Origin of the sequence: Aeromonas enteropelogenes (genome assembly GCF_000819845.1) — a bacterium.
In the GTDB taxonomy this organism is placed as follows: domain Bacteria; phylum Pseudomonadota; class Gammaproteobacteria; order Enterobacterales; family Aeromonadaceae; genus Aeromonas; species Aeromonas enteropelogenes.
In genome coordinates this window covers 25,670-45,393 of the sequence record NZ_CDCG01000028.1, presented here as the reverse complement: position 1 = coordinate 45,393, position 19,724 = coordinate 25,670, and the positions used below count along the sequence as shown (strand labels likewise).

The following is a 19,724-nucleotide window of genomic DNA, read 5'->3' as shown; positions in this document are numbered from 1 at the left end:
GTTTGGTTAAGGGGCGGGCTTTAGCCCGTCCCAGTGAGTGAAGCGAACGATTTGAACCAGTTGTTAGGGATGAACCTTGAATGTTGAAAGCATTTTTTCATAGAAAGCACGGTTCGCGTTGTAATCTGCCTCTGTGGTAACTAATGCTACGCATGCATATATTTCTTCAGCGTTCTTGCAGGCGACCACGTAATACGTAACAAATTTGTCTCCGGGCCAGACTCCTTGGTACTCGCGAACGACGCCTTCCCCACTTGTAAGATGACGCTCTTCCCCAACCTGAGTGTAAATTCCCATGTTCAAGACACCTTGGTAGCGAGCATTGGCAAACTCAGCTAAAGGAGGGTGGTGCTCAATGCGATATGCAGTACCGGTGAGTGATGGGCCATTTTCTGGAGCGGTGGCAGAAAAATTCTCACCTGCTCCGATAGCCCAAGTACTGGGGACCATTATTGAGAAGGCACCAGATGGCCCAAACTGCTCCTGCATTTGGATAACTGCCTCGGTGGCTTGAGCAGCGAAGCCAAGTGTGGCGATTAACATGGTGAATAGTTTACGCACGTGAAAATCCCTAACAGTGATTAGATGGAAGGCGGTACTTAATACATTAATACCGACTTCCATCTAACTCCGCACCTGTCTGATATGGGATGCGAAAAATAATATTTTAAATCAATCACTTACCTTTACTCCTCTGAAGTTGAACGTATTCGCTTGACCTCTTCTTTTTGCGCAACCATTACGACTGTATAGAAAAGCAGTGTGACGTTGGCCATGGCAGGCGCCGGCAAGGCTACCGCCCCTGAGTTCCAGCCCCCAGTCTGCTGCTTTTTACCCGTGTGAGGAGTGGCGTGGCTCATGGGGTGACTCCACCGGGGCTGTTGCCAAACGGGTATATTAACTGGCGTGACAAGAAGAGAAAGGGGGGGGCGAGGGATCCTTAAGCTGGATCAATAAATTAATCGATAGGGTGAGGTGAACGATGGCGGGGTGGGGACTCGGGGGATGAGCTTGCCAGATCCCTGGATGGTGAGGGGTCATAATCAGCTTGAGTCGGCATAAAACACTTTGTTATTGTCGACTGCCCCGTAAAACCTGGTTTATTTACATATAAATCAACAGGATAGTTTGTGTTTGGTGCTGTAGTTGGGGGAGGCGCAGACACATTATCTGTCGCAAAGGAGTCTTATGACATTGCAGCGAAAAGCAGTGGCGCTCGCCATCTTGACCCTGTTTGGCACCCAGGGTTGCAGTACCCCGGATAGCGCCCATGCAGCAAGCAAGTCCCAGCCCGTGCTGGCCGTCTCTTACGAGCGTAGCCCCATAGTGCCTGTCACCATCGCCGGTGAGCAGTACCAGTTTCTGCTCGATACCGGCGCCAGCATCACCGTGCTCGATCGCCGCATTGCCAGCCGCTTCAAGACACTCTCCCTGAGTCAGTTGCCCCGTGCCTACCAGGCCGATTTTGCCAATATGGTCAGCGTCTCGGGCCAGATTGAAAGTGAACATTTCGGGTTTGTGCAGCCGGTGCCCTTGTCGGTTGGCTCGGTCACGATCGATGACAGTGATCTGTGGGGCACCATGGATTTTTCGCTCATCTCCCAATCCCTTGGCACGCGCATCGACGGGGTGCTCGGGATAGAGGTCATACGTCGCTTCAACTGGGTGTTTGATCAGGAGCTGCACCAGATCAGCGCCTGGTCGTCGGCCCCCTCGGCGGCCGGCTTCGAGCGCTGCATCGGTTATGACGACAGTTACAACCGTTCACCGGCGCTCTACCTGACCCAGGGCGAGGGCAGCCTGCGAATGCTCCTCGATACCGGGGCCGATCAGAGCTATGTCGATCGCAGCTTTATCGGCCATATGGCCGAGCAACAGGCGCTGTTGAAGGATGGTTCGACGCCGATGAAGGGGGTCGATGCGAGCGGCATGCAGGACCTGGGCGATCATGTTATCACCGGCCTACATTTTGACGGCCGCCCCCTCGGTCAGCTGCGGGTGTCGGAGAATGACAATGACAAGTACGCCCTCGGCATGGACTTTGTGAGTCGCTTCAAGCGCTTTGCCATCATCCCGGGGCGCATGATGTTCTGCTATGACGCAGAGACGCTGGCGCAGCAGGTGCAGCCAAACCTGCGCCAGATTGCGGTGCGCTTCGACGGTCAGCATCTGCAGGTCTACTACAACGACGAGCGGGATCTGGCGCCGTTTGGCCTGAAAAATGGCGACGTCATCGAGCAGATCAACGGCGTGCCCTATCACCCGCTACAGATAGACAGGGTGCGGGATCTGCTGAACCAGAGCAAGGCGGGTTCGCTCAAGGTGCGGGTGGTGCGGGAAGGCAAGGCGCTGGATATCGCCATCTAGCACATAACAGGGCCGGCACCGTCAGGGCGAAACGGTGGCCGGCCCCCATAGCGCGTTATTTGCCTTGCGCCGTGCTCACCCTGCAGGCGAGCGCCGGCTGGCCGAAACGCTCCAGCCTGGCCTCGTTCCCCTTGGTAAACAGGCTGATATTCTGCCCCTCATAGCGGGCGCCGCTGGCGCTGGGTTCCTGATAGGCGATGGTCTGCAGTGGCGGGCGATTGCCTTCACTCAGGTTGAGGACGGCCACCGGCACCTTGGCATCCTGATAGAAATAGGTCTCCAGCATGAGCTGGTCGCCGCAGCGGTAGAAGACGGGAGCCGTGACCATCAGCTGGCCACCGGTGACCTGCAGCTCGGCGATCCGCAGCTTGTAGTTATCCTCGACGCACTGGCGCAGATCCTGCCCCTTCCAGCACTCGTTGCGCCCCTTGATCCAGCCACGCTGCGTCGCCTGCTCCGTCTTGCGCTGCTCGGGGGAGAGCTGGGCGATCGCCTTGTGATAGAGGTCGGCCAGTTCATTGTCCAGCGCCGTCAGTTTCGCATCCTTGCAGATAAGCGTCTCGACCGCCCCGGAGGCCTTGTGACAATCGAACGAGGGGGTTGCGGCACTGGCCAGCAGGGGAAAGAGTGCCAGGGGGGCAAGCAGCAGAGTCTTGAGCGAGATCATCGAAGCGGTTCCTGAAAAGAGAGATATCGCTTCACTAAAACACAAAAGCCCTCATGCCGCCGAGCGCTTTTTGGGCGCTGGCGGCACGGGTTGGCGCGTAAAGCCCGGAGCCAGGGTTCAGGCCAGCACCAGCTGCTGGCGGGCGCGCCACAGCCGCTCGTGGAAGAAGAAGACGACTGTGTTGATGGTGGGTTCGATCATCGCCATCACGCCGCCGGTGAGCAGTTCGCCGCTCAGCAGGAAGGCGACGCCGAAGGCCACGGAGAAGTGCACCAGGGCGAAGCTGCTGGTCTTGGCCTGCAGGCTGTGACTGGGCTTGAACTTGTGCCAGGCGACATCGTGAAAGTAGAAAGCGACCGTGTTGACGGCGGGTTCGATGAGGGCGATCAGGCTGGCGGTCAGCAGCTCGCCGGTCAGCAGATAGGCCAGGGTAAAGGCAACGGTGAAGTGCAGGGCGGCAAAGCTAATGGTCTTTTTCATGATGGCGGCTCCCTCTGGTGATATTGGCAGTATCACCCGGAATGCCATCAAATGAAAACTATTCTCATCTAATGGTTGAATAGGGAATGCCTATCAAATGTCTTGTTGCCAGACTGGGGCTTGCCTTGAACTGTTGCCGCGCTAAAGTGATGTTTTGCCATGAAAAAGGAGCTTTCATGCATATGAATATCAACGCCACCCTGCTGGGACAGGGCATACTGTTGCTCATGATCATCGTGGGTGTGCTGGCCTATTGGCTGGCCCGTCGCAGAAGCGAGCGCCCCGCCCTGATCGCTACTCTCTGCGCTCTGCTCTCCCTGTTTCCGCCCTTGGGTCTGCTGGCCCTGCTGTTGCTGGTCTTGCACCTGGACAGGCCCACCGGCCCCTGATTACAGCCATGGCATCCGTGCAGCCCGCCGATCCTGCCAATAAAAAGGGCCTGCAATGGCAGGCCCTTGTCGGTTTTCCTGTTTTTCAGGCGGTTACTCTTCCACCTTGTTGAGCCACTCCACCTTGTACTGGGCACCGGCGCCCTGGGCCAGCTTGGCGCACAAGGGTTTCAAGAAGGCTTCAATCTGCTGGTCCAGCATCCAGGGGGGGCTGATGATCAGCATCCCTGAGCCATTCATGCCCCAATCGCTGGTTTGGCCGGCCACTTCCAGCTCGGCGACCAGGACGTTACCGAAGTTTTCGCGCTTGATGGCGCGCAGCATGTCGCGGGATTTGTCCGCCTCTTCCCCCAGAATGGGATACCAGAGGGCGTAGATGCCGGTGGCCCAGCGTTTTTGCGCTTTTTTCAGGGTATCGACCACGGCAAAGTAGTCTTCCTTGAGCTCATAGGGCGGGTCGATCAGCACCAGGCCGCGGCGCGGGGTGGGGGGCAGCAGGGCTACCAGCCCCTCGAAGCCGTCGCGGTGGTGAACGGCGACGCGCGGGTCGTACCCCATGTTGGCGCGCAGATCCTCCACCTCGTTGTTGTGCAGCTCCATCAACGCCAGCTTGTCCTGCTCGCGGGTGAGGCGGCGCGACAGCTCGGGGGAACCCGGGTAGTAGTGCAGCTGGCCATCGATATTCATATCGGCGATGACGTCCAGATAGGGGGCCATGGCCGGCCACTGGGCCCGCTCGTTCCACAACCGGCCGATGCCATCGGCATATTCCGCCTTCTTCTGGGACCAGTCGCCGCGCAGGTCGTAGAGACCGCCGCCGGCATGGGTATCCAGCACGATGAAGGGTTTTTCCTTCTTCTTGAGGGACTCGATGATCAGGGCCTGGACGGCGTGTTTCAGCACGTCGGCATGGTTGCCGGCGTGAAAGGCGTGGCGATAGCTCAGCATATTAGATCTCTGAGGGGGCCCTGCTGGGCACCCAGTAACGATAGATAGTTCAACAGATTGTGGCTCTTGCCCCGGTAGAGGGAAAGCTCGCGCAGGGTCTGCAGCAGCACCCCCTGCTGCAGCCGCTCCAGCTCCAGCTCGTGGGCCAGCATGGCCTGATACTCCTGCTCGCCGACTCGCGCCTTGGCGCTTTTGCGCAGGGCGCGCCAGGGGGTCAGCACCGCCTCGGTCTGCACCAGGGCTGGTTGCAGGTCGGTGAGATCGACCGGGATCCCGCATTGATCGAGCCGATGCAGCAAGAGCGCCAGATTGACGCAACCCCCCAGCTCCTGTATCTGGAGCCAGTCCTGGCTGCGTGCGCCATAGACCTCGCCACTCCAGTGCCAGAAATCGAGCGGGCCCGGCAGTTCGTGTTCGGCGACCGCGTCGTTCGCCACCAGTGACAGATTACGCAAGGAAGGCTTGCTCCATGGTTTCCAGCTCCTCGGAGAGGCTCATCCACTCCAGCTCGACGTTTTCCAGCTCCTCCTTGATGGGGCCCTGGGACTTGAGCAGCTCGGACAGCTTGCCCTTGGCGCTCTCTTCATAGATGGCCGGGTCGGCCAGCTGGGTCTCGATCTCGGCGAGTTTCCCTTGCAGCTTCTCCATGCTGGTTTCGAGCTTCTCCAGCTTCTGGCGCAGCGGCCGGGTCGCTTGCCGGAACTCCGCCTCGCGGCGCTTCTGATCCTTGCGCGCCACCGCCGAGTTGGCGGCTGCGGGGGCATCAGCCGGCTTGGCGTTGGCCTCTTTCTCCTGCTCGCCGAGCCACTTGTGGTAGTCGTCGAGATCGCCGTCGAACGGCTCGACCCGGCCGCCGTGCACCAGATAGAAGTCGTCGGTGGTGGTGCGCAGCAGGTGACGGTCGTGAGAGACCACCACCATGGCCCCCTCGAATCCTTGCAGCGCCATGGTCAGGGCGTGGCGCATCTCCAGATCCAGGTGGTTGGTCGGTTCATCCAGCAGCAAGAGGTTGGGCTTTTGCCAGGTGATGAGGGCCAGCACCAGTCGCGCCTTCTCGCCACCGGAGAAGGGGGCCACCTTGTCGAGCGCCTTGTCGCCGTGAAAGCCGAAGCTGCCCAGATAGTTGCGAAGCTCCTGCTCTGTCTTGTCAGGCGCCAGGCGCACCAGATGATCGAGGGGGCTGTCGTTCAGACGCAGGGTCTCCAGCTGATGCTGGGCGAAGTAGCCGATGCTGACCCCGGCGCTCACTTCCAGCTTGCCGGAGAGCGGCGGGTTGGAGCCGGCCAGCATCTTGATAAAGGTGGACTTGCCCGCGCCGTTGCGACCCAAGAGGCCGATGCGCGAGCCCGGTACCAGGTTGAGCTTGATCTTCTCCAGGATCACCTTGTCGCCGTAACCGGCGCTGAGGTTTTCCATGGCAATCAGCGGGGTCGGCAGGGCCGAGGGCTCGCGAAACTCGAAGCTGAATTCGGAGTCGGCGTGGGCGGGCAGGATTTTCTCCATCCGCTCCATGGCCTTGAGGCGGCTCTGGGCCTGACGGGCTTTGGAGGCCTTGTAGCGGAAGCGGTCCACATAGGATTGCATGTGGGCCATCTCCCGCTGCTGCTTCTCGTACATGGACTGCTGCTGGGCCAGGTGCTCGGCGCGTTGCAGTTCGAAGTCGGAGTAGCCGCCTGTGTATTCGTTGAGTTTGCCGTTCTCGATATGGATGATGCGGCCCACGACCGAGTCGAGGAAGTCGCGGTCGTGCGAGATGAGCACCAGGGTGCCCTGATAACCCTTGAGCCACTTCTCCAGCCAGATGACGGCGTCCAAATCCAGGTGGTTGGTCGGTTCATCGAGCAGCAGCAGATCGGAGCGGCACAGCAACGCCTGGGCGAGGTTGAGACGCATGCGCCAGCCACCGGAGAAGCTGCGCACCGGCGAGGCAAGCTGCTCGTCGCCAAAGCCGAGACCGTGCAGCAGCTCGGCTGCGCGAGCGCGAATGCTGTAAGCGCCTATGGTGTCGAGCTTGCTGTGCAGCTCGGCCACCAGCAGGCCGTTGTCATCCTGCTCGGCCTGGGCGAGCTCGGCTTCCAGTGCGCGAAACTCCCTGTCACCGTCGATCACATAATCGAGGGCCGAGCACTCCAGCGCCGGGGTCTCCTGGGCGACCCCGGCAATTTGCCAGCCGGCGGGCAGGCTGAAGGTGCCGCTGTCGATGGCCAGCTCCCCCCGTACCAGTGCAAAAAAGGTGGACTTGCCACAGCCGTTCTTGCCCACCAGGCCCACCTTGTGGCCCGGGTGTATGGTGGCGGACGCGTTGTCCAGCAGCTTGCGGCCGCCGCGGATCAGTTCGATTTGACTGGCAACTATCATGGGTGGGATCTGCTTGCTCAAAAATGGAGGAGAAAAACTGGCGCGGATCTTACGTGAAATGGCGCCGGTTTGCACTTTAGGTGCAGGCCTGCTACTGGCTGGCGCCGCAAAAACATGTCATAACAGAACTATCAATCAGGATGGTGGAGGCTAGCATGCTGCATATCAGGGACATCATGACGACCCGGGTCGCCACCGTCTCCATGGATGACAGGCTCGGGGTCATCAAGGATATCTTCGAGCAGGCTCACTTTCGCCATCTGCTGGTGCTGGAGGAGGAGGAGTTGGTCGGCGTCATCTCGGATCGGGATCTGTTTCGCGCCATCAGCCCCTATCTCGACTCCGAGGCCGAGATGAGCCGCGACACCGAGACCCTCAACCGCCGTGCCCACCAGATCATGAGTCGCCAGCTGGTCACCATCGCCCCCAACCTGCCGCTGCGGGACGGCATCAAGCTGATGCTGGAGAAGAATGTCTCCTGCCTGCCGGTGCTGGAAAACGGCGCCCTGGTGGGCATCATCAGCTGGAAGGATTTCTTGAAAACCGTCCTCGACCATGACGGCCTCGGCTAAATGTGGGCCATGATCCACAAAGAGCTGCCAGGGGCAGCTCTTTTTGTTTTTGGGTTTGGTGGACTGGCCGGTGGGCCTCAGAGCAGACCGGGCCCCTTGGGAGAGAAGGGGCACTCCTCCTGGCGAATGAGGCGGCTCTGCTGACCCTGGACATCCTGCCAGTGCAGCGCCAGCTTGCCCAGTCTGCCCAGATGGCGCAGCTCGAATTCGTAGCGCAGGCAGGGGGTGTCCAGCGGCAGGCTCGTCATGCCCACAGGCAAGCGGTAGTCGTAGTGAAGGAGGGGGCCATCCTGCAACTGGCTGCGGATCGGGATCAGCCCCTCGGCCGTGGGGCGGGGGGCGTTCAGGTAGCGGCGCAGGCTCAGGGGGGCATCGATCGCCTTCTGGTAATGGAGGCCGTTCATGGCCGCCAGCTCCTCTTCCAGCCGGTTCAGCTCCCCCTCCAGCCCGTCCAGCGCCGCCCCCAGTTGTTGATGGGCGGGTGAGGCGCAGCCTCCCAGCAGCAGGGTGATAAGCAAGAGCGGGGCGCGAAACGGGTGCATGGACTCTCCTTTGAGCGCATGGATGGGCCGGGTGATGGACGCTGGCCCACTATAGCAGGGGATTGGTGGGCGGTGTGCCCCGCAGCAATTGCGCCAGCCGATCCAGCCCCTCGGCGACGCGAGCGTCTGTGGCCGGCTGGCTGAGGCTCAGGCGCACCCCTTGCGGGGCAGCAAACTGGCCGGCGGCGAAGTGCTCCCCGCTCGCCACCCCGACATCCAGAGCGTTGGCGGCCTCGGCGAACTCCTGGCTGCGCCAGGGCTCGGGCAGCGGCAACCAGGCATGCATGGATCCCGCCTGCCAGCAGGCGCCCGGCAACAGGTGGCGCAGCAGCTCGCCGCGCCGTGCCAGGATCTGCCGCTGCTGTTCGACCAATGGCATGATCTGGCGCTGGCTCACCAGCTTGCAAGCCAGCTCGATGAGCAGCGGGCTTACCATCCAGCTCGACAGGCGCATCGTCTGGGCGAAGGCGCTGCGCAGGGCACTTGGCACCAGAGCGAAGCCGACTCGCAGGCCGCCACAGGCGATCTTGGCCAGGCTGCCGAGGTAGATGACCCGCTCCGGCGCCAGGTTGACCAGCGGCGTCACCGGTGTCTGGGGCAGCAGGCCATTGACGTCATCCTCGACGATCAGCAAATCGTGGCGGCGGGCGATGACGACGATGGCCTCGCGCCGGGCCAGGCTCATGGTGGCGGTGGTGGGGTTTTGCAGGGTCGGGGTGAGGTAGAGCAGCTTGGCACGGCGGGTACGGCAGGCCGCCTCCAGCGCGGCGGGGATCAGCCCCTCTTCGTCCATCGCCAGTCCCACCACCTGGTTCTTCAGCTGGCGGGCGTTGCCCAGCATGCCGGGATAGCTGAGCCCTTCACAGAACAGGGTCTCCCCCACGCAGCCGGTGGCCAGCAGCGCCAGCGTGATGCCGTGCTGGGCGCCGTGGCTGAACAGCAGGCGATCCTCACTCCCCGCTACGCCCTGCTCCGCCAGCCAGTCGATAAACAACTGGCGCTGGCCGGGCTGGCCCGCCTCCTTGTCGTAGCCGAGCAGGGCGTTGAGATCCCCGCCGGCCAGCTCTTCCAGCATGGGGCGGATGATGGCGGCCCGATCCAGTTGCACCGGCAGGTTCTGCCACAGCTCGATGCGATGTCCCTCCTCCTTGCGGATTACCCAGGCGTTGGCCGGATCCTCATTGTCCCCCTTGACCCAGGTCCCGTGCCCCACCCGGGCGGCCAGCAGGCCGCGCCGCTCCGCCTCGCCATAGGCGCGGGTGATGGTGCCGACCGTCACCCCCAGCCTGTCCGCCAACGCCCTGTGGGTGGGCAGGCGGGTCTGCGCCGGTAGGATGCCGCTCGCGATGTCGCGCTCGATGGCCTTGACCAGCTTGAGGTAGAGGGGGCCGTCGAAGGTTGTGATGTCCGGGGTCCAGATTGTCATGGTGACAATAAATCCATTGATCGAAATGTATCGGCAATATAGCGTGAAATTCAACCTGACAACAATCAATGACAGCTAATTGTATCGATACAATTTGCCGCAATTCAGGAGTACAAAGATGACAATGGAATGGTATGTCACCCTGCTCGGGTTTGCCCTGCTCACCTGCGGCACGCCGGGCCCCAACAATCTCATGTTAACTGCTTCCGGTGCCAATTTCGGGGTGCGTCGCACCCTGCCACACCTGACCGGCGTCGCGGTGGGGCAACCCGTGCTGCAACTGGTGCTGGCGCTGGGGCTCTATCCCCTGTTCGAGAGCTGGCCGCCGCTGCGGGTGGGGTTGCAGATCTTCGGCAGTCTCTATCTGCTGTGGCTGGCCTGGCGCATCGCGGTGGCCGGCGCTCCCGGTGATCCGGCCCGGCGAGCCCGCCCCCTGACCCTGCTGGAGGGGTTGGGCTTTCAGTTTCTCAATCCCAAGGCGTGGATGATGGGGATCTCCGCCATCAGCCTGTTCAGCCTGCCCGGCGCCAGCTACTGGCCGAGTCTGTGGGGGATCATGCTGATCTTCCCGCTGGTGGGGTTTCCAGTCTGCTTTGTCTGGGTGCTGTTCGGTCATCAGCTGAGCAACTGGATCAGCACGGATCGGGGCTGGCATCGCCTCAATGGCTCCCTCGGCCTGCTGACTGCGCTCTGCGTGGTGATGCTCTGGTATTGACTCTCTGGCGCCTTGGATCTGTGTGCCAGGCACGCATAAAAATGCAAATAAGTGCGTTGGTGCCCCTTGTCGCCGCTGGGCCGGCTCTGCATATTAGGAGGCTTGCTCCATAACGGATGTGTTGTACCACCAAGAGGTTGAGATGGATCTGAACTGGTTACTGCCCCTGGCGGGATTTGCCCTGGTTACCTGCGGCACGCCGGGCCCCAACAACATGCTGCTCACCAGCGCCGGCGCCGCCCAGGGGTTTCGTCGCACCCTTCCCCTGCTGGTGGGGGTGGTGGGGGGGATCAATCTGATGATCCTGGCCACGGCGCTCGGCCTTGGGGTCATGTTTGAAAAGGTGCCGCTGCTGCACGACGGCCTCAAGCTCATCGGTTCGGCCTACCTGCTCTGGCTGGCCTGGAAGGTGGCGACCGCCAGCGGCCCGGCGGAGGGCAACCGGCCGCTGATCCCGGCCCATCAGGGGGCCATGCTGCAGTTGCTCAATCCCAAGGCGTGGATGATGGCGCTCTCCGCCATCAGCGGCTTCACCCTGGCGGGGGAGGGCTACTGGCCGTCCGCACTCTGGGTGTTGGCCATCTTCTTTATTACCGGCCTCTACACCGGGGCTTTTTGGGTGCTGTTCGGTGCCCAGGTGCGCCGCCTTATCCGCACCGCCCATGGCTGGCGTCGTTTCAACCTCGGCATGGGGCTCGCCACGGCGGCCTGCGTGCTGATGATCTGGATCTAGGCCTGCTGGCTTTTACCGTCTGTCTTGTTGGCCCTTCGGGGCCTTTTTTATCGCGATGGCGGCCGCCGTGCCGCGCTGTGAACGAGTCGCATAAGGAGTTCCCATGAAATGTATCGGTCTGCTGGGTGGCATGAGCTGGGAGTCCACCGTCAGCTACTATCAGGCGCTCAACCGGGGAGTAAAGGCGCGCCTCGGCGGTCTGCACTCGGCGCGAGTGCTGCTTAGCAGCGTCGATTTTGCCGAGATAGAGCGGCTGCAACACGCAGGTGACTGGGCCGCCACCGCCCGTCTGCTGGCCGAGGCGGCTAGCAACGTGCAGGCCGGTGGCGCCGATTTTCTGCTGATAGGCACCAACACCATGCATAAGGTGGCCCCCGAGATTGAGGCGGCCATCGATATTCCGCTGCTTCATATCGCCGATGCCACCGCCCACCAGTTGTTGGCGGATGGGGTGAAAAAGGTCGGGCTGCTCGGTACCCGTTTCACCATGGAGCAGGATTTCTACAAGGGGCGGCTGCAGACGCGTTTCGGGCTGGAGGTGCTGGTTCCTCCAGAGGCGCAGCGGGAGCGGGTGCACCGGATCATCTATGACGAGCTCTGCCTGGGCCAGATCCGCGAGCCGTCGCGGGCCGAGTATCTGGCCATCATCGAGGGGTTGGCGGCTGCCGGGGCCGAGGCCGTCATTCTCGGCTGTACCGAGATTGCCCTGCTGGTGGGAGAGGCGAAGGCCGCGGTGCCGCTCTACGACACCACAGCCATCCATGCCGAGGCGGCGGTTACGCTGGCACTGGGCTAAAGCAAGGAGTCCGGGTGGCAAGCTGGCGAACCGGGGTAATAAGACAAGTCTGTGTATCAGCCCTTGACCTTGCCATTGGGCGCTCATCTAGGCTGAGAGTCTGTCTCAGACCAGGAGGATTGATCCATGCAGCGTCGCGATTTTCTGAAACTCTCTACCGCACTCGGTGTGGCCAGCGCCTTGCCCTGGTGGAACCAGGTATTGGCGTCCGAACGTCCCGCCCTGCCGATCCCCGCCCTGCTTGCGCCGGACGAGCAGGGGGTGATCCGGCTCAATGCCCAGCCGGGCCAGATGCAGTGGCGGCGCCAGGCGACCCGCACCTGGGGCTACAACGGCAATCTGCTGGGGCCGACGCTGCGGGCGCGGCAGGGGCAGTCGCTGACGATGCAGGTCAACAACCAGCTCTCCGAGACCACCACGATCCACTGGCACGGCCTGGAGGTGCCGGGCAGCGCCGATGGCGGCCCCCAAGCCACCATCGCCGCTGGCAAGCAGTGGCAGGCGGCATTTCGCATCGAGCAGCCGGCGGCCACCTGCTGGTATCACCCCCATACCCACGGCCGGACCGGCCATCAGGTGGCCATGGGGCTGGCCGGAATCTTCATCCTCGACGATGAGGAGAGCCAGCGCTTGCCTCTGCCCAGCCGCTGGGGCCTGGATGACATTCCGGTCGTGCTGCAGGACAAGCGGCTCGATGGTCAGGATCAGGTGGATTACCGGCTGGATGTGATGAGTGCGGCGGTCGGCTGGTTTGGCGATCTGATGCTGACCAATGGCGCCGAGTTTCCGAGTCATGCCGCCCCCAGGGGCTGGTTGCGACTGCGGCTGCTCAACGGGTGCAATGCCCGCTCCCTCAAGGTGGCGACCAGCGACGGGCGATCCCTCTATGTGATTGGCAGCGATGGCGGCCTGCTGGCGGAGCCGGTTGTGCTTGAGAAGCTTGAGCTGCTGCCGGGGGAGCGCTTCGAGGTGATGGTGGATGCCCGCAATGGCAAGGCGTTCGATCTGGTCAGCCTGCCGGTACGCCAGATGGGCATGACGCTCGCCCCGTTCGATGCCGCACTGCCGCTGCTGCGGATCCAGCCCTCCCTCATCGAGGGCAAGGGGCGGCTGCCGGACAGCCTGGCCCGTCTGCCGGCCTTGCCCGCATTGGAGGGGATGACGAGCCGCACCCTGACCCTGTCGATGGATCCCGAACTGGATCGCCTGGGGATGCAGGCGCTGATGGAACGCTATGGTCACGGCGCCATGGCGGGCATGAGCATGGCGCACGGCGATGCCGGCAAACAGAGCGCCATGAAGATGGAGGGCATGGATCACGGCGAGACGGCCAAGATGCAGCACGACGGTATGGCCGATATGAAAGAGGCGCCCAAGCCGCTGGATCTGCACACGGGCAACCGGATCAACGGTCAGGCATTTGTCATGGACCAGCCGATGTTTGCGGTCAAGCAGGGCCGAACCGAGCGCTGGATCATCTCGGGAGAGGGGGACATGATGCTGCACCCTTTCCACATTCACGGCACCCGTTTCCGGATCCTGCGGGAGAACGGCCAGGCGGTGGCGCCCCATCGTGCCGGCTGGAAGGACATGGTGCGAGTAGAGGGAAATCGCAGCGAGGTGCTGGTGCGCTTCGACCATCCGGCCCCGAAGGAGCGCGCCTACATGGCGCACTGCCATCTGCTGGAGCACGAGGACACCGGCATGATGCTCTCCTTCACCGTGGAGGCCTGATCCCGGATGGCCTGCGGGCCATCCGCTCATTTTACTGGTCAGATCTCACTATCTACGTCGACCTCATACCCCTCGTCATAAAAGTGTGTAAAATTGCGCCCTGATTTTTTCCCGGCCAACTCGGGTTGGCCGTGCCCCCCTAGCATGCAAGGCTGACATTGTGACTGAAGTAGATAGATTCGCGGACATTCGCCCTTACCGTGATGAGGAAGTGCCCGCCGCCATCGAACGGCTGATCCAGGATGATGAGTTCGTCGGTGCCATCGCCAAGTATCGTTTTGGCTCCCTGATGAGCTGGCTGGGCTGGGCCATTCGCCCGCTGATCCGCCAGGTATTGCGCTACAAGTGGTCCAAGGTGACCACGGTACATCAGGTGCAGATGGGGGTGACCCAGTACATGTCCCGCATGATCGCCACCTCCACCAAGGGGGTGACCTTCTCCGGGCTTGAGCATCTGAAGAAAGAGCAGGGCTATCTGTTCGTCTCCAACCACAGGGACATCGCCATGGATCCGGCGTTCGTCAACTGGGGTCTCTATACCCATGGTTTCGATACGGTGCGCATCGCCATCGGTGACAACCTGCTGCGCAAACCCTGCGCTACCGAGCTGATGAAGCTCAACAAGAGCTTTATCGTCAAGCGCTCCGCCAAGGGGCCGCGGGAGATGATGAAGGCCCTCGGCGAGCTGTCGGCCTATATCGGCCAGTCGGTGCACGAGGGGCACTCCATCTGGATCGCCCAGAAGGAAGGCCGTGCCAAGGATGGGGATGACAAGACGGATCCGGCCATCCTCAAGATGTTCTACGTGGACGGCAAGAAGCAGAAGATCGAGTTTGCCGACTACATGCGCAGCCTCAATATCGTGCCGGTGAGCATCAGCTACGAGCTGGATCCCACCGACAAGGCCAAGGCGCGCGAGCTCTACGAGAAGTCGGTCAACGGCAGCTATGAGAAGGGCGAATTCGAGGATATCGAGAGTATCGTCGCCGGCATCGTCGGCATGAAGGGGCGGGTACATGTCTCCTTCGGCGCCCCAATCACCGAGGGATTCAGCGATCCGGACGAGCTGGCCGCGCTGATCGACAAGGCAATCTGGGGCAACTATCAGCTCTTCCCCAGCAACTACCTGGCGGCAGATGTGGCCGGCCACGCCAATACCATAGAGCAGGCCGCCTTCCTGAGTCGCCAGTCCGAGGTGCCCGAAGAGCACAAGGCTATCTGGCGAGCCATGTATGCCAAACCGGTGGAAAACGCCGGCAAGGTTTGAACGAAACCGATTACGTGAAAAAAACGGGAGCTGATGCTCCCGTTTTTGCGTCTGGTCAAAGCCGATGGTAAAAGGGTGGTGAATAATATGGTTTCAGCTGGTACGATCACTGCGCAATTGGGTGCCATGGCCTTGGCAAGCACAGGACGAGTGTGTAACAGTGCACCCATAAAGAGACAACGAGCAAAAGCTCTAAACCGGTTTGCACGGATTGCAGACGGTATTATCGAAGGACCTGACACAGGTCCTTTTTCATTGGCGGGCAAAGATGCCGCGCAGATACACCTAACAGGAAAGACGCGCCATGATCACCGGTAGCCTGAACACTCTGCACCGCACCCCGCTGCCAGCGCCGCTCGCCCGCATCATGGCTGACGTGGTGAAAAGCGTCGCCCACTGGCGCGATGCCCCCGTCGGCAAGCAGGAGATAGACGGCCTCACGCTGTTCTGTCTGGTGAGCGAGGATCTGACCGAGCCGGCCCCGGATCGCCGCGGCGAATTTCATGAGCAGTACCTCGATATCCAGCTGCTGCTGCGCGGTGAAGAGTGGATCGGTGTGGGCCCCCATGACTATGTGAGTGAGGGCGCCGACCATCCCCATCCTGACCTCTGGTTCGTCGACGACGAGCAGACCAGCTATCTGGCGCTGCAACCGGGGGATTTCGCCATCTTCTGGCCGGGCGAGCTGCATCGCCCGCTCTGTACCTTCAAGCAACCCGCCCAAGTGAAGAAGCTGGTGGTCAAGGTACACAGGGACCTGCTGGTCAATATCTGACGTTATCGAATCAAGGCGTGCGTTGCACGCTGCCTGAACTTGAGTGCTGCGCACCGTTTGCAATCAGTGCCATGCACGACCCGAATTGAAAAATTGGACGCACCCTCCTGCGACCATAAGCCCCCGGCAGGGGAATCCCATCCTCTTTTGGATGACACGACACTGTCGGCATAAAGCCGAAGCACAGGAAGATGTAGAAAATGAGCAAGTTGGTACTGATCCTTAACTGCGGTAGCTCTTCCCTGAAATTTGCCGTAATGGACGCCGAAACAGGTGAGGACATGCTGTCCGGCCTGGCCGAATGCTTCAATCTGGATGATGCACGTATCAAATGGAAACTCCACGGGGTCAAGGGCGAAGCCATGCTGGGAGCGGGTGCCGCTCACCAGGAGGCCCTCGACCACATCGTGGGCCACATCCTGCCGCAGGATCCCACTCTTGCCGGGCAACTGGTTGCCATCGGCCATCGCATCGTACATGGCGGCGAGCAGTTCTCCCGCTCCGTGCGCATCGATGACAGCGTGATTGCCGGCATCGAGGCGGCCATCCCGTTCGCGCCGCTGCACAACCCGGCGCACCTCATCGGCATCCGCGCCGCGCTGAAGGTGTTCCCGCAACTGGCTGACAAGAACGTGGCCGTGTTCGACACCGCCTTCCACCAGACACTGCCGCAAGAGGCCTACCTCTATGCGCTGCCCCACAAGCTCTATCGCGAGCACGGCATCCGTCGCTACGGCGCCCACGGCACCTCCCACCGCTTCATTGCGGAAGAAGCTGCCAAGGCGCTGGGCAAGCCGCTCGAAGAGCTGAACATCATCAACTGCCATCTGGGCAATGGTGCCTCCGTTTGCGCCATCAAGAACGGCGAATCCGTCGATACCTCCATGGGTCTGACCCCGCTGGAAGGGCTGGCGATGGGCACCCGCAGCGGTGATATCGACCCGGCGGTTGTCTTCTTCATGCACGATCAGCTCGGTTACAGCGTGGACGAAATCAACAAGGTGCTGACTCGCGAGTCCGGTCTGCTGGGTCTGACCGAGGCGAGCAGCGACTGCCGCTATGTGACCTCCAACTATGCGACCGACGCCGGTGCCAAGCGTGCGCTGGATGTCTTCACCTATCGTGTGGCCAAGTATGTCGGCGCCTATGCTGCCGCCATGGATGGTCGTCTGGACGCCCTGGTGTTCACTGGCGGTATCGGTGAGAACGCCGCCATGGTGCGCGAGATGGTGCTGGATCGCCTGGCCCTGTTCGGCTTCAAGGTGGACCAGGAAGCCAACAACGCCGCCGTGCTGGGTGGCGAGGGTCGCATCACCACCAAAGAGAGCCGCCTGGCCATGGTGATCCCCACCAACGAAGAGCTGGTCATCGCCCGTGATGCCCTCGGCCTGGTTGGCTAACTCTTTTCGTGTTGTCTCAACGCCCGGCCTGTGCCGGGCGTTGTCGTTTCTGGTGGTGGCCGATTTGACATGGGGGAGGGGATAGGTACCCTGACCGCCATGGTGGTTGCAGCGAACCGCTGCAAGGTTTGGGAGAGAAGAATGAAAGAAGCGTTTTTTAGCTGGCTGTCCGGTCTTGGCGTGGAGGTGACCAGCATGATGGCGCTGGTGATCGCGCTCGGCTTCATCCTGATCACCTCGTTGTTGCTGCACATGATGCTGCACCGCTTCCTGCTGGTGCGCCTGGTCGGGGTCCTCGGCAAGGCCAAACAGGTGTGGCTGCCGCCCCAGTTGCAGCAGCGGCTCTTCAACCGGCTCGCCTTTGTGCTGCAAGGGGGCGTGCTGCTCGCCCAGGCGGAGATCTGGCTGCCCGGCGGCTCCGACAGTCTGGCGCTGATCGAAGTGGTGGCCCAGCTCTGGATATTGCTGTTCCTGCTGCTCGCCTTCTTCGCCCTGCTCGACTGCGTGCTGGCAGTGAGTCGCAACACCAGCCTGGGACGGGATCTGCCCCTGCGCGGCATCTTCCAGGGCACCAAGCTGGTGGGGAGCGTGCTGGTCGGCATCCTGATGATCGCCCTGCTGCTCGGCAAATCCCCCCTCTTCCTGTTCAGCGGCCTGGGTGCCATGACTGCGGTGCTGATGCTGGTGTTCAAGGACCCCATCCTCGGCCTGGTGGCGGGGATCCAGCTCTCGGCCAACCGCATGCTGAGCGTGGGGGACTGGTTGCAGATGGATAAATACGGTGCCGATGGCGAGGTGACCGACATCGGCCTCACCACGGTCAAGGTGTCGAACTGGGACAAGACCATCACCACCATTCCCACCTATGCCCTCATCTCCGACTCGTTCAAGAACTGGCAGGGGATGACCGAATCCGGTGGTCGCCGCATCAAGCGCAGCGTCAACATCGACATGACCAGCGTACGTTTCCTGACTGCAGACGAGCAACTGCAGCTCAAGCAGGCCCAACTGCTGGCCCCCTATTTGAGCCGCAAGGAGCAGGAGCTGAGCAGCTACAACCAGCAGCTCAGGGAGGCGATCAACTGCCCTATCAACGGCCGCCATCTCACCAACCTGGGTACCCTGCGCGCCTATCTGGATGCCTACCTCAAGGCCCATCCCGGCATTCGCAATGACATGACCCTGATGGTGCGCCAACTGGCCCCCACGTCAGATGGCCTGCCACTGGAGATCTACTGCTTCACCGCGACCACTGCCTGGGGTGAATACGAAGGGATCCAGGCCGATATTTTCGACCACATTTTTGCCATCATCGAGCAGTTTCATCTGCGGTTGCACCAGTCTCCCACAGGTTACGATATGCGCGCCTGGCAAAGCGGGGCCGTACCGGCTGACCAGAAAACCGGACAAGCGGCCTGAGCGAATATTAATCACTGACCCGTCACGACTTGTCGGTTGAAATTTGCCGGGCAGAGGAGAAGAATGGCGGCCTTCTCTTCGGCCCCAGGCATATTGCGCCTTGGGGCCAGCCCGAAGACCTCCATCAAGTCATCATCATGGGAAAGTTATGAAGCTCTTTCGCAATAGTGTGGCAACCCTCTGCTACGGCCTGCTGCTGACCGCCGCGCCTGTGTTTGCCGTTGAATATGCCCTGCCTGCCGCCAACAGCCGCCTGGTGGGGGAAAATCTGGAATACGTGGTGCCGGCCGGGGAAAACGGCCAGCCGCTGGAGGCGGTCGCCGCCAAATTCCAGCTCGGGCTGACCAACATGCTTGAGGCCAACCCCAAGGCGGATCCCCTGCTGGTGCAGACCGGCGAGAAGCTGGTGATCCCGCAGCAGTTGATCCTGCCGGATGCACCCCGTGAAGGGGTGGTCATCAACGTGGCCGAGATGCGCCTCTATTACTATCCCAAGGACAAGAAGGTGGTGGAGGTGCTGCCCATCGGCATCGGCCAGCTGGGCACCGATACTCCGGAGGACTGGGTGACCAGCGTGCAGCGCAAGAAGGAGCGCCCGACCTGGACCCCAACGGCCAAGATGCACGCCGAATATGCCGCCCGTGGCGAGACCCTGCCTGCAGTCTGGCCGGCCGGTCCCGACAACCCCATGGGCCTCTATGCCCTCTACATCGGCAAGATGTACGCCATCCACGGCACCAATGCCCAGTTTGGCATCGGCCTGCGGGTAAGCCACGGCTGCGTGCGCCTGCGCAACGATGACATCGAATACCTGTTCAAGCAGGTACCGGTCGGTACCCGGGTGCAATTCGTCAATCAGCCGATCAAGGCCGCCAAAGAGCCGGATGGTCGCCGCTATCTTGAGGTGCACCAGCCGCTCTCACGCAGCGAGGCCGAGTTCAACTCCAGCCTGCCGGCGCCGCTGCCGATCACCCCGGCGGTGACCCGCTTCATCGCCCACGCCGACAGCGACTCCCAGCGGGTCAAGCAGGCGCTGGAGCAGCGCAGCGGCATGCCGATTGCCATCAATCGCTGAAGGTGCTGAGCGCCAACGGGCGATAAGATGATGAAAAGGGCGAGCAGCATGCTGTTCGCCC

21 protein-coding genes are annotated in these 19,724 nt (G+C 61.6%); 12 read left to right on the top strand and 9 right to left on the bottom strand.

All coding sequences use genetic code 11. The features are described from left to right. Window positions 1-63: 63 nt before the first annotated feature. Both BN1123_RS10595 and BN1123_RS21350 read right to left on the bottom strand, forming a co-directional pair. The gene (locus BN1123_RS10595; RefSeq protein WP_042026910.1) at window positions 64-624 is read right to left on the bottom strand and encodes a hypothetical protein; all 561 of its coding nucleotides are present in this window, start codon (window positions 622-624) and stop codon (window positions 64-66) included. Between the two features lie 62 nt (window positions 625-686). Beyond that, the gene (locus BN1123_RS21350) at window positions 687-860 is read right to left on the bottom strand and encodes a hypothetical protein (protein ID WP_156130521.1); all 174 of its coding nucleotides are present in this window, start codon (window positions 858-860) and stop codon (window positions 687-689) included. A gap of 328 nt (window positions 861-1,188) precedes the next feature. Here BN1123_RS21350 and BN1123_RS10590 point away from each other — a divergent pair, with 328 nt between their 5' ends. Further along, window positions 1,189-2,367, top strand: coding sequence for an aspartyl protease family protein (locus BN1123_RS10590; RefSeq protein ID WP_042026909.1), 1,179 nt, complete (start codon window positions 1,189-1,191; stop codon window positions 2,365-2,367). Between the two features lie 55 nt (window positions 2,368-2,422). On the opposite strand, the gene BN1123_RS10585 is transcribed toward BN1123_RS10590, so the two are convergent. After that, complete coding sequence (locus BN1123_RS10585) at window positions 2,423-3,034, bottom strand: MliC family protein (protein WP_042026907.1); 612 nt, start codon at window positions 3,032-3,034, stop codon at window positions 2,423-2,425. A 117-nt stretch (window positions 3,035-3,151) separates the two neighbouring features. Further along, window positions 3,152-3,514: a DUF2061 domain-containing protein gene (locus tag BN1123_RS10580; protein WP_026456048.1), complete on the bottom strand. Its 363-nt coding sequence runs from the start codon at window positions 3,512-3,514 to the stop codon at window positions 3,152-3,154. Window positions 3,515-3,696: 182 nt separating this feature from the next. Between BN1123_RS10580 and BN1123_RS10575 the strand changes: the two genes are divergently transcribed. Then, window positions 3,697-3,903, top strand: a complete 207-nt coding sequence (locus BN1123_RS10575) for a hypothetical protein (RefSeq protein WP_042027005.1) — start codon at window positions 3,697-3,699, stop codon at window positions 3,901-3,903. Window positions 3,904-3,996: 93 nt separating this feature from the next. Here the strand turns inward: BN1123_RS10575 and BN1123_RS10570 are convergent, their stop codons facing one another. Genes BN1123_RS10570 through BN1123_RS10560 form a run of 3 tightly spaced genes read right to left on the bottom strand, consistent with a single transcriptional unit; the run spans window position 3,997 to window position 7,209 of the window. Then, window positions 3,997-4,851, bottom strand: a complete 855-nt coding sequence (locus tag BN1123_RS10570) for a 23S rRNA (adenine(2030)-N(6))-methyltransferase RlmJ (RefSeq protein WP_042026905.1) — start codon at window positions 4,849-4,851, stop codon at window positions 3,997-3,999. Next, window positions 4,845-5,306 (bottom strand): DUF2390 domain-containing protein, encoded by a 462-nt coding sequence (locus BN1123_RS10565; RefSeq protein WP_042026904.1) that lies wholly within the window; start codon window positions 5,304-5,306, stop codon window positions 4,845-4,847. The genes BN1123_RS10570 and BN1123_RS10565 overlap by 7 nt, the downstream gene beginning before the upstream one ends. Next, complete coding sequence (locus BN1123_RS10560; RefSeq protein WP_042026903.1) at window positions 5,299-7,209, bottom strand: ABC transporter ATP-binding protein; 1,911 nt, start codon at window positions 7,207-7,209, stop codon at window positions 5,299-5,301. Before BN1123_RS10560 ends, BN1123_RS10565 begins: the two co-directional genes overlap by 8 nt. 155 nt (window positions 7,210-7,364) lie before the next feature. Between BN1123_RS10560 and BN1123_RS10555 the strand changes: the two genes are divergently transcribed. After that, window positions 7,365-7,781: a CBS domain-containing protein gene (locus tag BN1123_RS10555; RefSeq protein ID WP_197064497.1), complete on the top strand. Its 417-nt coding sequence runs from the start codon at window positions 7,365-7,367 to the stop codon at window positions 7,779-7,781. 77 nt (window positions 7,782-7,858) lie between these two features. Here the strand turns inward: BN1123_RS10555 and BN1123_RS10550 are convergent, their stop codons facing one another. Both BN1123_RS10550 and BN1123_RS10545 read right to left on the bottom strand, forming a co-directional pair. After that, on the bottom strand, window positions 7,859-8,323 hold the full coding sequence (locus tag BN1123_RS10550; RefSeq protein WP_042026901.1) for a hypothetical protein: 465 nt from the start codon (window positions 8,321-8,323) through the stop codon (window positions 7,859-7,861). Between the two features lie 49 nt (window positions 8,324-8,372). Then, window positions 8,373-9,749 (bottom strand): aminotransferase-like domain-containing protein, encoded by a 1,377-nt coding sequence (locus BN1123_RS10545; RefSeq protein WP_042026900.1) that lies wholly within the window; start codon window positions 9,747-9,749, stop codon window positions 8,373-8,375. A gap of 118 nt (window positions 9,750-9,867) precedes the next feature. Here BN1123_RS10545 and BN1123_RS10540 point away from each other — a divergent pair, with 118 nt between their 5' ends. The 9 genes from BN1123_RS10540 to BN1123_RS10500 all read left to right on the top strand — a co-directional run bounded on the left by BN1123_RS10540 (window position 9,868) and on the right by BN1123_RS10500 (window position 19,663). Continuing rightward, window positions 9,868-10,464, top strand: a complete 597-nt coding sequence (locus tag BN1123_RS10540) for a LysE family translocator (RefSeq protein WP_042026899.1) — start codon at window positions 9,868-9,870, stop codon at window positions 10,462-10,464. Between the two features lie 142 nt (window positions 10,465-10,606). Then, window positions 10,607-11,197, top strand: coding sequence for a LysE family translocator (locus tag BN1123_RS10535; protein WP_042026897.1), 591 nt, complete (start codon window positions 10,607-10,609; stop codon window positions 11,195-11,197). 103 nt (window positions 11,198-11,300) lie between these two features. Next, a complete protein-coding gene (locus BN1123_RS10530; RefSeq protein ID WP_042026896.1) occupies window positions 11,301-11,993 on the top strand; it encodes an aspartate/glutamate racemase family protein in 693 nt (230 codons plus the stop codon). 126 nt (window positions 11,994-12,119) lie between these two features. Continuing rightward, window positions 12,120-13,727, top strand: a complete 1,608-nt coding sequence (gene cueO / locus BN1123_RS10525) for a multicopper oxidase CueO (RefSeq protein ID WP_042026895.1) — start codon at window positions 12,120-12,122, stop codon at window positions 13,725-13,727. 160 nt (window positions 13,728-13,887) lie between these two features. Next, entirely contained in the window at window positions 13,888-14,994 is a 1,107-nt protein-coding gene (locus tag BN1123_RS10520; protein WP_026456055.1) for a 1-acyl-sn-glycerol-3-phosphate acyltransferase, read from the top strand. Window positions 14,995-15,298: 304 nt separating this feature from the next. Beyond that, a complete protein-coding gene (locus tag BN1123_RS10515) occupies window positions 15,299-15,769 on the top strand; it encodes a NanQ anomerase/TabA/YiaL family protein (RefSeq protein WP_042026893.1) in 471 nt (156 codons plus the stop codon). A gap of 200 nt (window positions 15,770-15,969) precedes the next feature. After that, window positions 15,970-17,169, top strand: coding sequence for an acetate kinase (locus BN1123_RS10510; RefSeq protein WP_042026892.1), 1,200 nt, complete (start codon window positions 15,970-15,972; stop codon window positions 17,167-17,169). Between the two features lie 141 nt (window positions 17,170-17,310). Continuing rightward, window positions 17,311-18,588, top strand: coding sequence for a mechanosensitive ion channel family protein (locus BN1123_RS10505; RefSeq protein ID WP_042026890.1), 1,278 nt, complete (start codon window positions 17,311-17,313; stop codon window positions 18,586-18,588). A gap of 148 nt (window positions 18,589-18,736) precedes the next feature. Further along, a complete protein-coding gene (locus BN1123_RS10500; RefSeq protein WP_042026889.1) occupies window positions 18,737-19,663 on the top strand; it encodes a L,D-transpeptidase family protein in 927 nt (308 codons plus the stop codon). The last annotated feature ends 61 nt before the right edge of the window (window positions 19,664-19,724 follow it).